This is a genomic window from Alphaproteobacteria bacterium LSUCC0684 (genome assembly GCA_041228335.1).
Classification (GTDB): domain Bacteria; phylum Pseudomonadota; class Alphaproteobacteria; order Puniceispirillales; family UBA1172.
On record CP166130.1, the window covers coordinates 1,940,607 to 1,953,565 of the forward strand.

Annotated in this window: 16 protein-coding genes and 1 tRNA gene; 9 read left to right on the plus strand and 8 right to left on the minus strand. The window is 58.0% G+C overall.

The genetic code is table 11. The features are described from left to right. Positions 1 to 64: 64 nt before the first annotated feature. The 3 genes from AB8880_09295 to AB8880_09305 all read left to right on the plus strand — a co-directional run bounded on the left by AB8880_09295 (position 65) and on the right by AB8880_09305 (position 1,721). Entirely contained in the window at positions 65 to 889 is an 825-nt protein-coding gene (locus tag AB8880_09295) for a mechanosensitive ion channel family protein (protein ID XDZ65119.1), read from the plus strand. A gap of 9 nt (positions 890 to 898) precedes the next feature. Beyond that, a complete protein-coding gene (locus AB8880_09300; GenBank protein ID XDZ65120.1) occupies positions 899 to 1,576 on the plus strand; it encodes a gamma-glutamylcyclotransferase in 678 nt (225 codons plus the stop codon). Between the two features lie 58 nt (positions 1,577 to 1,634). Then, a tRNA-Leu gene (locus tag AB8880_09305) sits at positions 1,635 to 1,721 on the plus strand. A gap of 93 nt (positions 1,722 to 1,814) precedes the next feature. Here AB8880_09305 and AB8880_09310 read toward each other — a convergent pair. Then, the gene (locus tag AB8880_09310; protein ID XDZ65121.1) at positions 1,815 to 2,261 is read right to left on the minus strand and encodes a hypothetical protein; all 447 of its coding nucleotides are present in this window, start codon (positions 2,259 to 2,261) and stop codon (positions 1,815 to 1,817) included. After that, positions 2,236 to 2,457, minus strand: coding sequence for a hypothetical protein (locus AB8880_09315; protein XDZ65122.1), 222 nt, complete (start codon positions 2,455 to 2,457; stop codon positions 2,236 to 2,238). The genes AB8880_09310 and AB8880_09315 overlap by 26 nt, the downstream gene beginning before the upstream one ends. Positions 2,458 to 2,723: 266 nt before the next feature. Here AB8880_09315 and AB8880_09320 point away from each other — a divergent pair, with 266 nt between their 5' ends. The 3 genes from AB8880_09320 to AB8880_09330 are packed head-to-tail and all read left to right on the plus strand — an operon-like array spanning position 2,724 to position 4,370. Continuing rightward, complete coding sequence (locus AB8880_09320) at positions 2,724 to 3,323, plus strand: YqaA family protein (protein ID XDZ65123.1); 600 nt, start codon at positions 2,724 to 2,726, stop codon at positions 3,321 to 3,323. After that, complete coding sequence (locus tag AB8880_09325) at positions 3,320 to 3,841, plus strand: disulfide bond formation protein B (protein ID XDZ65124.1); 522 nt, start codon at positions 3,320 to 3,322, stop codon at positions 3,839 to 3,841. Before AB8880_09320 ends, AB8880_09325 begins: the two co-directional genes overlap by 4 nt. A 7-nt stretch (positions 3,842 to 3,848) precedes the next feature. Then, complete coding sequence (locus AB8880_09330) at positions 3,849 to 4,370, plus strand: demethoxyubiquinone hydroxylase family protein (GenBank protein XDZ65125.1); 522 nt, start codon at positions 3,849 to 3,851, stop codon at positions 4,368 to 4,370. Here the strand turns inward: AB8880_09330 and AB8880_09335 are convergent. Next, on the minus strand, positions 4,367 to 4,999 hold the full coding sequence (locus AB8880_09335; protein XDZ65126.1) for an HNH endonuclease: 633 nt from the start codon (positions 4,997 to 4,999) through the stop codon (positions 4,367 to 4,369). The two genes, AB8880_09330 and AB8880_09335, sit on opposite strands and share 4 nt — an antisense overlap. Positions 5,000 to 5,122: 123 nt before the next feature. Continuing rightward, positions 5,123 to 5,797 carry an alpha/beta hydrolase gene (locus AB8880_09340; GenBank protein ID XDZ65127.1) on the minus strand — a complete coding sequence of 225 codons (675 nt, stop codon included), beginning with the start codon at positions 5,795 to 5,797 and terminating at the stop codon, positions 5,123 to 5,125. Between the two features lie 111 nt (positions 5,798 to 5,908). On the opposite strand from AB8880_09340, the gene gluQRS reads away from it, so the two are divergent. After that, positions 5,909 to 6,763, plus strand: coding sequence for a tRNA glutamyl-Q(34) synthetase GluQRS (gluQRS, locus tag AB8880_09345; GenBank protein XDZ65128.1), 855 nt, complete (start codon positions 5,909 to 5,911; stop codon positions 6,761 to 6,763). A gap of 336 nt (positions 6,764 to 7,099) precedes the next feature. Further along, the gene (gene moaA / locus AB8880_09350; GenBank protein XDZ65129.1) at positions 7,100 to 8,107 is read left to right on the plus strand and encodes a GTP 3',8-cyclase MoaA; all 1,008 of its coding nucleotides are present in this window, start codon (positions 7,100 to 7,102) and stop codon (positions 8,105 to 8,107) included. Positions 8,108 to 8,126: 19 nt separating this feature from the next. Here moaA and AB8880_09355 read toward each other — a convergent pair whose 3' ends face one another. Together AB8880_09355 and AB8880_09360 are read right to left on the minus strand one after the other, a co-directional pair. Then, complete coding sequence (locus tag AB8880_09355; protein XDZ65130.1) at positions 8,127 to 9,308, minus strand: MFS transporter; 1,182 nt, start codon at positions 9,306 to 9,308, stop codon at positions 8,127 to 8,129. Between the two features lie 26 nt (positions 9,309 to 9,334). Continuing rightward, complete coding sequence (locus AB8880_09360) at positions 9,335 to 9,778, minus strand: VOC family protein (protein ID XDZ65131.1); 444 nt, start codon at positions 9,776 to 9,778, stop codon at positions 9,335 to 9,337. Positions 9,779 to 9,926: 148 nt separating this feature from the next. Here AB8880_09360 and AB8880_09365 point away from each other — a divergent pair, with 148 nt between their 5' ends. Beyond that, complete coding sequence (locus tag AB8880_09365) at positions 9,927 to 11,135, plus strand: pyridoxal phosphate-dependent aminotransferase (protein ID XDZ65132.1); 1,209 nt, start codon at positions 9,927 to 9,929, stop codon at positions 11,133 to 11,135. Here the strand turns inward: AB8880_09365 and AB8880_09370 are convergent. Together AB8880_09370 and AB8880_09375 are read right to left on the minus strand one after the other, a co-directional pair. Beyond that, positions 11,119 to 11,838, minus strand: coding sequence for a precorrin-6A/cobalt-precorrin-6A reductase (locus AB8880_09370; GenBank protein XDZ67053.1), 720 nt, complete (start codon positions 11,836 to 11,838; stop codon positions 11,119 to 11,121). The two genes, AB8880_09365 and AB8880_09370, sit on opposite strands and share 17 nt — an antisense overlap. A 3-nt stretch (positions 11,839 to 11,841) precedes the next feature. Further along, a complete protein-coding gene (locus AB8880_09375; protein XDZ65133.1) occupies positions 11,842 to 12,921 on the minus strand; it encodes a cobalt-precorrin-5B (C(1))-methyltransferase in 1,080 nt (359 codons plus the stop codon). Positions 12,922 to 12,959: the final 38 nt, after the last annotated feature.

Here is a 12,959-nt window from a genome sequence, read left to right on the forward strand (position 1 = left end):
CCTTTCCCGGGATACCTGTTGACAGGGATTAATGCTCTGGCATGGTATTGAAATGGAGAATCCCATGGATATGGATATTTTTTTAAGAGTTTTGGACCGGCTGGATTTCAGTACCCTGATGGGATGGACAGGCAATGCTCTGTCGGGTTTTCTGATTCTGGCCATCGGGATTTTCATCAGCCGCCGGATCAATCAGGCACTCAGAAAGAATCTGGGCCGGATCAAGGGCTTTGACAAAACCCTCATCCCGCTTGCGGCATCGGTGACGCGATATGCCATTCTGCTGGTCGCGCTGGTTGCTGCCCTCGGCAGTTTCGGCATCCAGACAACATCGATCATCGCCGTCCTCGGCGCCGCCGGTCTTGCCATTGGCCTTGCCATCCAGGGGACGCTTTCGAACGTCGCATCAGGCGTCATGCTGATCCTGCTGCGGCCCTTCCAGGTGGGGGACTGGATCGAGAGCGCCAGCCATTCGGGGACGGTGACCGAAGTCGGGCTTTTCACCACGGTTATCACCACCTTTGACAATGTGTTCATCTCGGTGCCGAATTCCACGATCTGGAGCGACACGATCATCAATCATTCGCGCAACGATACAAGGCGCATGGATATCGATATCGGCATCGCCTACAACACCGATCTTGACCTTGCGGAAAAGACCCTGCTCAGCCTTGCGGAAGATGAACGGGTGCTGAAGGAACCCGCCGCGCAGTTTCTGGTGGTCCGGTTTGAGGACAGCGCGATCGTCGTGCGGCTGCGTCTTTATGCCCGCAACGACGTGTACTGGCAGCTTTATTGGGATCTGATGCGCAAAGTCAAACCTGTTCTCGACCGTGCCTCGATCGAGATTCCCTTCCCGCAGCGTGAATACAGGCAGATTTCAGGATAAACCCGGGCCATGGCGGATCAGAAATACACGATCTCTCGCCAGACGCTGGAAGATGGCACCATTCAGCAGATGGTGCTTCAACGCGACGGGGACCGTGCCGATATCCTGAACGAAGAGCAGCTCAAATCTTCCCGGCGCAACCTTGTGGCGGATGACAATAAGGATGATGTGTGGCTGTTCGGATACGGCTCGCTGATCTGGAATCCGGTGGTTGAAATCAAGACGCAAGTTCTGGGGCGGATTTACGGCTATCACCGCCGGTTCTGCCTCAAGACACGCATCGGCAGGGGGACACCGGAAAACCCCGGCCTTGTCCTGGGCCTTGCGCGTGGCGGTTCCTGCATGGGGGTTGCCCTCTGCATTGACGGTTCCATCGCGGTTCGGGAGCTTGATCTGCTCTGGAAACGGGAGATGCTGAACGCGTCCTATCATCCGAAACGGGTTCAGGTGCATTGCGGGGCAAAACAGATCAGCGCCATCACCTTTGTGATGAATGAGGAAAGCCCGAGCTATGTTGCCGCCATGCCGCTCGATGAAAAGGCCCGGATGATCACCAATGCAAGCGGGTTTGTCGGCACCAGCCGCGAATATCTGGAACTGACCTGCGAAAGCCTCGAGGAGCTGGGGATACGTGATCGGTATCTTGCCGAGTTATGCGCCATCATCAAGGGCAATACCGGGTCCTGAAGAGGCGCGGAAAAAAAACTGGAACACAAGCGGCTTTGGCCTTAAGGTGCAGCAGTAAGCGAGTGTGGCGGAATCGGTAGACGCAGTGGACTCAAAATCCACCGATGGCAACATCTTGAGAGTTCGAGTCTCTCCACTCGCACCATCTCCAGTTTTTCTATCTATACTAAAGATAACTAACCGCCATTGTGCTCAAATTTAAAACCGGGCGTGGATCACTTTAACAAATTGCGGCTATCTATTCTTTTCTGATCCTGTCGATCAACCTGACAACGGCACTGGCAATGGCCATTAATCCGCCTGGCCCTGATTGAATGACCGAAATTAAAATGATGATCAATAATCCCACGGTGAAATCGATATTTCCCTGAAGCGCAAGAACAGCAAACAAACCGAGAAGAAAAACAACCCCAACAACTGAAAGTACAATAATCACGTAAGCTTGACGCTCATGAAATCTCAAGATTGACTCATGACTTCGTGCGGTTTTTTCTTCCGTCATCTTGTTCATGCGTTGCACAAAGCCAGGGTCATGCTTTTCCAGTGCTTCGATCAGCAAATCTGACCTCTCCTGATATTGAGCAAGAATATTCTGGGTGTTTACATAGATATCCCGCACGGACTGCGCCGGGATATCAGCATTTTCTATGATCTTTTTGTCAGTTCGATGCTTTGCTTTTGCCATCAGACGCAACTTTCATTTTCCGAAGAGCGTCTGATTGATTAATGGAATCAAGTAGTGAGATGACAATGGTGGCAGGCAGCTCATCAATTTGCGAAAGCCATGAATGTTCAGGGCGGATCTTCATGCCCTCCGTGGCCCGCATTGGGTCAAGAGTTACATAGCGTGCATCATCAGTCCAGAAGGATTGAATGCCCATAACACATGCTCCCTATACTGAGAAATCGTAAAACCGCACAATTCCTCTTTAAGTTTCATTTTTTCCCCAGAAAACAAAATGTCAATAAAGAAACGCTATAAGATATATCTGGGGCAGAAATATGGTGACATAAATACACACTCTTTATGGCTAAATCAGGGATACGTCAGATGTGATCACTTGTTCTAGATTGATTTATGTGACTTTTCTGCTGACTTTACGTATAATTCAACTATTCATGTTCCCAAAAACCGGAGTACCTTTAAGTGAACGAGCGCCCTGGTCTTTATGATCGAGTTCTCACGGCCATCCCATTTCTGGCACGGCTGCAGGACTGGGTGATCCGGCTGGGAAGCCACCGGGCGGCCCTGCCCTGGCTGATGGGTCTGTCGTTTCTGGAATCGATCATCTTTCCTGTCCCCATCGATCCCCTTCTCGCCGGCCTTGTGCTGGCGCGCCCGCGTGAATATATCCGCCTTGGCGTCCTGACGGCGCTGGCCTCGACCCTTGGCGGCGTAGCGGGCTGGGCTATCGGGCTCTGGCTTGGCCAGGCGGTGATCGGGCTTGGCTGGATCGGTGAAGAGGGCGCCTTTGCCGAGGTTGCGGCCGCCTTTGCCCGGCATGGCTGGCTGTTGATGCTGGTCGGTGCCTTCACCCCTCTTCCCTATAAAGTGGTGGTGGTGAGTGCCGGCTTCCTCGGGATCGGGGTCATTCCCCTGATCATCACCTCCCTGATTGGCCGGACCTGCAGATTCGTGCTGATCGCCGCCCTTGTCCGTTATCGGCAGGATACCGGCAAGGCCATGTCGATCCTTTCCCTTCTGCTTGTTCTTTTTGCCTTCTTCTGGTGGTACATCAAAGCATGAACTTTTCATCTATCTTCTGTGCTGATCCGAGAATCACCCTTGGTATGGCCGCCGCAGGCTCGACCTTTCTTCTTGGCGCGGCCTTCTTTTTTGAATATGTCATGGGTCTTGAGCCCTGCACCTTGTGCATCTGGCAGCGCTGGCCGCACGGGATCATGGCGGGCCTTGGCCTGGCCGGGCTTCTTCTGCCTTCGGGCGGGGCTCGCCTCATGATGATCGGCGGCCTTGTGGTTCTGCTGGCCGGTGCGGGCGTCGCTTTCTGGCATAGCGGGGTGGAATGGGGCCTTCTCCCGGGTCCCAGCGCCTGCAGTGGCGGTGTTCCGCTTGATGGCGATCCCGCCGCGGCCCTCGATGCCCTGCTGGCATCGGAGCCGGTGCGGTGCGACGAGGTGCCATGGTCTCTCTTCGGCCTTTCGATGGCAAACTGGAACGGTATCGCAAGTCTCGGTCTGGCAGGGTTTATCGCCATTGCCTTACAGCCTGGCCATTTTGCGGGCAGGAAACCACAGGGAAGCTGAACATACCATGACGGATATCAAGGAAAGCCAAATTGATCGAATTCTTCGGGTTGACCATGCCGGCGAAGTCGGGGCAAGACGCATTTACGAAGGCCAGCTTGCCGTCCTTGGCAATCATCCTGTTGCGCCTGAAATCGAACATATGAAAGATCAGGAACAGCATCATCTGGATACGTTTGAAAACCTCCTTCGGGATCACGAAGTCCGGCCATCGGTTTTCTCGCCTTTCTGGAATGGCGCGGGCTTCATCCTTGGCGCGGTGACCGCCGCCATGGGGCCGAAAGCTGCCATGGCCTGCACCATCGCGGTCGAGGAAGTGATCGGGGAGCATTACGACAGGCAGGTCAAGACCCTTGATGACAGCCACGCCGAGCTCAAGGCCACCCTTGCCCGGTTCCGTGATGAGGAACTCGAACATCGTGACACCGCCCGTGACCATGATGGGGAAAAAGCCATCGGTTATCCGGTGATGCGAAAAATCATCCAGGCCGGGTGCCGGACAGCGATCCGGATTGCCGAACGCTACTAGATCGAAAGCGCAGTTGCCGGAACAACGATATCCTCAGGGTCCGGACTGCCGTCATTTTCAAGCTCGCTATCCCAGTAGAGATAATCGCGCCAGCTGTGATGCAGGTGGTTGGGCGGAAATCTGCGGCCGTTTTCCTGCAACTGCCATGTCGTCGGCTGCGCGGGTCTCCTGCGAGGATGCATACCGCATTCCCGGGGCAGTTTATTGGCCTTCTGCAGGTTGCATCTCGAACAGGCGGCAACAACATTTTCCCAGGTGGTACGCCCGCCTCTTGACCTCGGGATGACGTGATCGAAAGTCAGGTCCTGGGCCTGAAATTCCTGCATGCAGTACTGGCAGTTGAACCGGTCCCGCAAAAAGACGTTAAACCGCGTAAATGCCGGGTTGGGGCTCTGCTGGACATAATCCTTGAGCGCGATGACGCTCGGCAGCCGCATGGTCAGGCTGGGGGAATGGATATAACTGTCGTATTCGGAGATGATGGTCACGCGATCAAGAAAGACCGCCTTGACGGTATCCTGCCAGGACCACAGCGACAGCGGAAAATAGCTCAAAGGCCTGAAATCTGCATTGAGTGCCAGCGCCGGCGCCAATCCGTCATAGGGGGTTGGGCAGGAACCGCTGGTCATTATTTCAACCTTCGTCTCATCATGGAAGCATGAAACCACGAAACCCGGCGCTAATCAACCCCGGGGCGCGGCTTTAACCACAAGATCTTGTGGGTGAGACAAAAAATATCAGCAAATCCTGATTTATTCGGGGAATATCTCACCGAGGAAGCTCATCGCAGCTTCAAGGCCCTCGCCATCGATACCGTGCCCGAGGCCATCCCGGGTTACGCTGGTGACCTTGATTTCAGCCTGTTTCAACACGGCTTCGGCGATCGTCAGCGCCTGATAGGGCACGACCTGATCTTCCCGGCCATGAACCAGCAGCACCGGCGGCGCGGCGGTCTTTTCGCGCTCAAGCCTGTCGGGCGCCAGCAGCGCGCCGGAAAAACTGACAATACCCGCAATCGGTGATGAAAGGCGCATCCCGGTGTGAAGCGCCATCATCCCGCCCTGGGAAAAACCGATCAGCGCAACCCGCTCAAGCCCGACGCCATGATCCCGGCAGAGCTCGTCGATCAGGTCCCTGATATGGCCCTGGGCCTCATCCGGCCCGTTATCCAGCCCGGCCTGATCCTGATTGAGGTCAAACCACTGGCGGCCCATCGGGTTGGCGGAACATGGCGCAGGCGCGTCTGGTGATGCGAAGATGTGATGCGGAAAACGGCGCGCCATCACCGGCGCCAGATCCATCAGATCGGCGCCATCAGCCCCCCATCCATGCAGGAAGATGATCACGCCCTTGGGATCACCTTCTTCCTGCGGCTGGCGAACAAGCGTGGAAAGCCCGCCTTTTGTTTCGCGGATGATTGTCGTCATGCGATGTTCCTTTCGCGTGCAAAAGTCTGTTCCTTCTTCTTATATTGGGTCTAAGATCATGTAAGCGCAACCTCGCATCAGCCGAATGAGCCATCAGAAGATCCAGATCAGATGAGTGCCCCCGATGTCATCACCCGTTTTGCCCCGAGCCCGACCGGGTTTCTGCATCTCGGGCATGTTTTCTCGGCCCTTGAAGCGAGGCGCATCGCCGATGCACATGGCGGTGAAATGCGCCTCAGGATTGAGGATATCGACCATACCCGCTGCCGGGTGGAATTGAGGTCTGCCATTCTCGAGGATCTCGATTTCCTGGGTATCCGGGTTGACGGGTCTGTCCTCATCCAGTCGGAACGCCTGCCTTCATACCGCGAGGCCCTTGCCGAGCTTGAACGGCGGGAGCTGGTCTACCCATGCTATCTGAGCAGGGCTGAACTTGACGGGCTTCTTTCTGCTCCCCATGCGGTACCGGCCAATACCGATACCATGATCAACCCGTCCCTCAAGGCCGAGAGGATTGCGCGCGGGGATGCGCCGGCCTGGCGGCTGCGCATGGAAACCGTCCGCCCGCTGATCCGTGACCTTCACTTTCACGATATCCATCTTGGCGATCAGCGCATCGATCCGGACCAGATCGGTGATGCGGTCATCGCGCGCAAAGATATCGGTACAAGCTATCACCTTGCCGTGGTGCTGGATGATGCCGCCCAGGGGGTAACGCTGGTCACCCGCGGGGCTGATCTGCTGGCATCGACACCGCTACATCGGGTGCTTGGCGTGCTGCTGGAATTGCCGGAAACCCGCTGGCTACATCATCCCCTTCTTGCCGATGCTGCCGGCAAGCGGCTCGCCAAACGTGATGATGCGCTGGCCATCCGCCATTTGCGCGCCACCGGCATGACAAAAGAGGCTGTAATCTCCCTGATGCAGGACCAGCCCAGACTTGGCCCGAAACAAAGCGCTGGCTGATCTTTTTTCAGGCCGAGATCAGCGGGGAAAGGCGGCAGATGATGTTGCGTCATTCTGCCACAGAATTTTCAATCGAAATTTAGGTCAGCCTTGTTGACACATTAAGCAAAAAGGAGCATTACACGCGTGTTGCGCCCATATGGCGCACGTTTCCTCCCTAAACTCGGTCGCGGTTCGCCCGCGGCCTTTTTTTTGCCCCCAGTTTTGTGCCCCCAGTTTTGTGCCCCGGGACCGGCGCTGCGGCAATCAACCGGACAGATGAGGTTAATATCTTGACGCGGGCAGTTTGGATCGCGTCTAATCAGGGTTGATATATTTGATACGTTGAGGATTTCCATGGCCACGCCTTCGCCGCTTGTTGACCCTTATGGCCGGCCGATTACATATTTGCGCGTCTCGGTAACGGATCGCTGCGATTTTCGCTGTGTTTACTGCATGGCCGAAGAGATGACCTTTCTGCCCAAGGCCGATCTGTTGACGCTGGAAGAGCTGGAAACGGTGTGCCGCCGCTTCATGGCGGTGGGGACACGCAAGATTCGCCTCACCGGTGGTGAGCCGCTGGTGCGGCGCAACATCATGCAGCTGATCGGCAATCTCGGGGCGGAGGTCGGCCGCGGCAATCTTGATGAGCTCACCATCACAACCAATGGCAGTCAGCTTCACAAGATGGCCGATGATCTCTATCGTGCTGGGGTGCGCCGGGTCAATGTCTCCATCGACACGCTGGACACGGAAAAGTTCCGGGAGATCACCCGCTGGGGGGATCTCGGCAAGGTGATGGACGGTCTTGATGCCGCCAGATCAGCCGGGCTTGATATCAAGATCAACGCGGTGGCGCTCAAAGGCTTCAACGATCTCGAACTTGCCGATATGGTCTCCTGGTGCGGCCGCGAAGGCTTTGACATGACCATCATCGAGGTCATGCCCATGGGGGATATCGGCAGTGAGAACCGGGTGGATCAGTATCTGCCGGTCTCACTTGTCCGCGCCGGTCTGGCCAGGAGATTCACCCTTACCGATCTCGATTATTCCAGCGGCGGGCCTGCCCGCTATGTCCGGGTTGAGGAAACCGGCCGCAAACTGGGATTTATCACGCCGCTGACCCATAATTTCTGCGAAAGCTGCAACCGGGTGCGGCTGACCTGCACCGGCATGCTGTATATGTGCCTTGGCCAGGATGACAGCGCTGATCTCTGCAAGGCCCTGCGGCAGGGGGGCGAAGCCGGGCTCAATGACGCCATTCTCGAGGCTATCGGCCGCAAGCCCAAGGGACATGATTTCATCATCGACCGCCGCAACAAAGGGCCTGCCGTGGAACGGCACATGAACGTGACCGGCGGCTAAGCAGCTTTAACCCGGTGTGTCAGGCGAGGCGGGCATCCCGTTTTTCGGCCAGTATCATCATGATGATGAACCCCGCGATAATCCCCACGGGCAAGAGCACGGCAATCCCCATGGCATGCCAGCCGATCAGGTAATGCATCGCCCCGGCGGAAAGCGAGGCCAGCGCCACGATAAAGGTGATGATGAAATCGGTAATGCCCTGCACTTTTGGCCGTTCATCCGGCTCGGCCACCGCCGCCACAATCGATGAGCCGCCCACATAAAGCGTATTCCACCCCAGTCCCACCAGCAGCAGCACGGTGAAATAATTCCAGAACCCGCTGCCATTGATCAGGAAAAGCACCGCCACCAGATACAGCAGCAATCCTGTCGCCATCACTTTTTCCACCCCGAAACGGCGGATGAGAGGCCCGGTGATAAAGGAAGGGGCAAACATGGCGATCACATGCCACTGGATCACCGTCGCGTTGGCGGCATCGCCAAGTTTGCTGACATTGACGATCTGGAGCGGGGTTGCCGTCATCAGAAAGGTCATCACGCCATATCCGAGCGCCGCCCCCACCAGCCCGGTCTGGAACCGGGGCATGCGGAAAAACGTGGCAAGCGGGCGACCCGAGGCTTCCGGCCGGACGAAAGCCGGCATCCTGAGCGAGAGCAGCACGCCAAGAAGAAGAATCTGAAGCAGACCTGCCGCGAAAAAGGATCCGACATAGATGGTGGAGGCAAGCCCGATTGTCTCCTTGACGATGGTGGCGCCGAAAACAGCGGCAATCAGACCGCCTGCCAGCACCAGCGAGACCACCACCGGTTTTTTCTCATTCGCCACGCTGTCCGCGGCAGCGTAGCGGTAGAACTGGGCAATCCCATGCGCCATCCCGATGAACACCGCCGAGACGACAAACCAGATGAATTTCCCGGCCATGAGCGAAATCCCCTGGCCAAACATGCCCAGGGCCGCGAAAAACACCCCCGTGATGAAGACAGGCTTGCGGCCGAATCTCCCCATGGCGAGAGATGCCGGCAGGGTGGTGAGCATCGAGGCGATGAACTGCACCGACAGCGGCAAGGTGGCAAGCCACGGTTCAGGGGCGATCATCAGCCCGGCAAGGCCGACAATGATGATATTGATATTGATCGTCGTCATCGACAACCCCTGGGCCAGAAAAAACAGCCAGACGTTGCGACCAAGTGCGTGAAGCATGACTACTATACTTTATTCGGGGGAGCCTACCAGCTCCCGGTATTAGGCATGGATGCCCAGGGTTCCTTGGGCTCCTGCGCGCCGCCCTTCTGCAGAAGCTCGATGGAAATACCGTCAGGAGAGCGGACAAAGGCCATGCGGCCGTCCCGGGGCGGGCGGTTGATCGTCACGCCGTTATCCTGAAGATGCTGGCAGGTGGCGTAGATATCATCCACCTCATAGGCAAGATGGCCGAAATTCCGGCCGCCTTCATAGACTTCATCGCTGTCCCAGTTATAGGTCAGTTCAAGGGCGGGGGCGCGGCCCTCTTCAAACGCTTGCCGGTCTTCGGGTGCGGTCAGGAAGATCAGGGTGAATTTGCCTTCCGGAACATCCTTTCGCGTGGCTTCTTCAAGTCCCATCAGATCGCACCAGAACCGGAGCGAAGCCTCAACATCGGTCACCCGGACCATTGTGTGCAGATAGCGCATGTTCAAACTCCAAGAATCATCACCCCGATCCTAGATGCGTTTTGCCCGGAAATCCAGTTGCAAGGACTTGCCAATTCCCGTAATCGTTAAAATCATGCGCCGACGCGATGATGCGCGTTCCACTCAGCATGACCGGGGAAGCATGAAGATGGAAAAAACACCGAAATTCCGCCGCGCCAGCCGCATTGAAACCGTGACCGTATCCGATATCGTGATCATGTCCGAAGCGGCCCGCGCCCGCCGCGCCGAAGGCCATGACGTGATCAGCCTTGGCATAGGCGAGCCTGACTTCACCACCCCGGAGCATGTCAACCAGGCGGCGATTGCTGCCATCAATGCCCATGATACGAAATATCCGCCGATCGCGGGCAAGCCTGAGCTGCGGGAGGCGGTCGCAAGGCTCTATTCCGGGCGGGATGCCGCCAATGTGCTGATCTCGAGCGGCTCGAAATACAGCCTGCTCAACGCTTTTCTGGCCACCATCAACCCGGGGGATGAGGTGATCCTGCCCGCCCCGTTCTGGACTTCCTACAGCGATATCGTGCGCCTTTCGGGAGGCGTGCCCGTCATCCTTGAAACCGATGCCGCCTCGGGTTTCAAACCTGCCCCGGATGCGATCGAAAAGGCGATCACCCCCAGGACTCGCTGGCTTTTGCTCAATTCGCCCGGCAATCCGTCCGGGTCCGTCCTCACAGCAGCGGAGTTCCGCGCCATCGGCGAGGTGCTGGAACACCATCCGCAATGCTGGCTGATGAGCGATGAGATCTATGAGCACCTGACCTATGACATGCCGTTCGTCTCCGCCCATGATGCGCTGCCTAAGCTGCAGGATCGCTGCCTGATCATCAACGGCGTCTCCAAGGCCTATGCCATGACCGGCTGGCGGCTCGGCTTTGCCATCGGCCCCGAAGAGCTGATCCGCGCCATGACCGTGGTGCAGAGCCAGGGTACATCCGGCACGTCAACCATCTCGCAGGCGGCGGCCCTTGCGGCGCTCACCGGCCCGCAGGAACTGCTCTCCACCCGGCGGGACAGTTTCCGCAAACGCCGTGATCTCGTGCTTGGATATCTTCGTGATATGGACGGGATTGAGACCACCACCCCTGATGGGGCATTCTATGTCTTCCCGTCCTGGCAGAAACTCAGGGGTTTCCGCACAGCCGAAGGCCAGCCGCTTGAGAATGATCAGGATTTCTGCCGCTTCATCCTGAATGCGGCCGATACCACCATCATCCCGGGGTCAGGGTTTGCATCACCGGGTCATTTCCGCATTTCCTATGCCTGTTCGAGCGAGGATCTCAGCACCGCGCTTGGCCGGATGGCCGCGGCAATCTCAACCCTCAAAGCGCCGCGATAAGCCGCTCAACATCCTCGAAGAGTTCTCCCGGCGGCGGTACCGGACGCGCCAGCAGCAGGACCGGCAGCCCCAGCCTTCCGGCGGCGATGAGCTTGGCACGGCTCGCCTCGCCGCCGGCGTTTTTTGCCACCAGATGGGTGATCTTCTCGGCGCGGAAAACATCTTCCTCGGCCGCCGCCGTTTTCCCCGGAAGTCCGCGAAGAAAGCGGATATGTTCGGGCAGGCCTTCGGGCCTTTTCAGGGCGCGGGCGAGAATCCCGAACCGTGTTTCACGGCCGAGCGCCCGCATCCCGTCCTGCCCTGCCGCCGCAAAGACCTGCGCGCCGTCAGGGATCGCCGGGATCAGATCATCCCAGTTTCCGAATTCCTGCCAGTCATCCCCGGGCCCGGCCTGCCAGGCGGGACGCCACAGAACAAGACGGCGGATACCTGCCATTTCCGCCGCCCGGGCGGCATTGGCGCTGATGGTGCTGGCGAAAGGATGGGTTGCATCAACAATGGTGGTGATCTGTTCTGCTTCAAGATATGCGGTGAGCCCTTCGGGGCCACCAAACCCGCCAACCCGCATGGGAATGCCGGGATCGGGAGGCGCGCTCGTCACCCCGGCCAGCGACAGGGTGGCAGAGATATCATCCAGCAACGCAAATCTGCCCGCCAGCTCGCGGGCTTCAAGCGTGCCGCCCAGAAGCAGGATACGCATCATCACTCAGAAGGCCTCCGCCAGAATTTCACCGCTCCGCGTAACGATCATGACGTCAAGCGCAACCTCATCCGAACGCAGGATCTCTCTTGCCTGGATGAGCGCATCGCGGGCGATCACCTCTCCCAGCCGCAGCCGCTGCTCAGGCGCTGCCATATCCAGCACCTCAAGGGCGGTGTTCGCCCCGGCCACAGGGGCCCGGTCCATCCCGACCCCCGCCGCCGTATCAGCAAGCGAGGCGAAATCAATCTGGCTGCGCGCGGAGTGCAGATCGCCATGCCCCTGGGCAAGTTTGACCATTTTGGCAAAGCCGCCGGCGATGGTCAGCCGCGGCACCGGATGGCGGCGCAGGTATTTCAGCATGCCGCCGACAAAATCCCCCATATCGAGGAGCGCGATCTGGGGCAGATCATACCGCCCCTGAAACGCCGCCTCGGAAGTGGCGCCGGTGGAACCCGCGACATGGCCAAGGCCGTTGGCCCGGGCAACATCGATCCCGCGATGAATGGAGGCGATCCAGGCCGAGCAGGAAAACGGACGCACGACACCGGTTGTGCCCAGAATGGATATTCCGCCGACAATCCCGAGACGCGGATTCCACGTCTTCTCCGCCAGCGCTGATCCTTCCGGCACGCTGAGGGTGATCACCACATCCGGCGGCCCTTCAAGCTCACGCGAGAGATTGGCAATGATCTCGCGCATCATCTGCCGCGGAATGGGATTGATCGCAGGTTCCCCCACCTCGACGGGAAGCCCGGATTTGGTCACGACGCCAACCCCTTCCCCGCCACGGAACACAACCCCGCCACCGGCCTGCCCCGGGGAGACCGTCGCCCGGATTTCCGCCCCATGGGTGACATCAGGGTCATCCCCCGCATCCTTGATCACCCCGGCCATCCAGCCCGAAGGGGTTCTGGTGCCGGAATGGATGCCGAGATGCGCGGTTTTGCCGGATGGCGTATCAATCGTGACGGATTGGGGAAACTCACCTGTCACCATCGCCATGTATGCTGCATAGGTGGCCGCGGTTGCGCAGGTGCCGGTGGTCCAGCCAAAGCGTAGGGATGTGGTGAGCCTGCTCTGCATTTTCTTTTTCCTGCATTGATTATTGGGGTATTATCAGC

Bases quoted from the DNA above. Each gene is read 5' to 3' on its own strand.
- AB8880_09340 (XDZ65127.1), bottom strand. From the start codon at position 5,797: ATGACGACAATCATCCGCGAAACAAAAGGCGGGCTTTCCACGCTTGTT.
- gluQRS (XDZ65128.1), top strand. From the start codon at position 5,909: ATGAGTGCCCCCGATGTCATCACCCGTTTTGCCCCGAGCCCGACCGGG.
- AB8880_09360 (XDZ65131.1), bottom strand. From the start codon at position 9,778: ATGCGCTATCTGCACACAATGGTCCGGGTGACCGATGTTGAGGCTTCG.
- AB8880_09325 (XDZ65124.1), top strand. From the start codon at position 3,320: ATGAACTTTTCATCTATCTTCTGTGCTGATCCGAGAATCACCCTTGGT.
- AB8880_09375 (XDZ65133.1), bottom strand. From the start codon at position 12,921: ATGCAGAGCAGGCTCACCACATCCCTACGCTTTGGCTGGACCACCGGC.
- AB8880_09300 (XDZ65120.1), top strand. From the start codon at position 899: ATGGCGGATCAGAAATACACGATCTCTCGCCAGACGCTGGAAGATGGC.
- moaA (XDZ65129.1), top strand. From the start codon at position 7,100: ATGGCCACGCCTTCGCCGCTTGTTGACCCTTATGGCCGGCCGATTACA.
- AB8880_09355 (XDZ65130.1), bottom strand. From the start codon at position 9,308: ATGCTTCACGCACTTGGTCGCAACGTCTGGCTGTTTTTTCTGGCCCAG.
- AB8880_09295 (XDZ65119.1), top strand. From the start codon at position 65: ATGGATATGGATATTTTTTTAAGAGTTTTGGACCGGCTGGATTTCAGT.
- AB8880_09365 (XDZ65132.1), top strand. From the start codon at position 9,927: ATGGAAAAAACACCGAAATTCCGCCGCGCCAGCCGCATTGAAACCGTG.
- AB8880_09330 (XDZ65125.1), top strand. From the start codon at position 3,849: ATGACGGATATCAAGGAAAGCCAAATTGATCGAATTCTTCGGGTTGAC.
- AB8880_09335 (XDZ65126.1), bottom strand. From the start codon at position 4,999: ATGACCAGCGGTTCCTGCCCAACCCCCTATGACGGATTGGCGCCGGCG.
- AB8880_09370 (XDZ67053.1), bottom strand. From the start codon at position 11,838: ATGATGCGTATCCTGCTTCTGGGCGGCACGCTTGAAGCCCGCGAGCTG.
- AB8880_09315 (XDZ65122.1), bottom strand. From the start codon at position 2,457: ATGGGCATTCAATCCTTCTGGACTGATGATGCACGCTATGTAACTCTT.
- AB8880_09310 (XDZ65121.1), bottom strand. From the start codon at position 2,261: ATGGCAAAAGCAAAGCATCGAACTGACAAAAAGATCATAGAAAATGCT.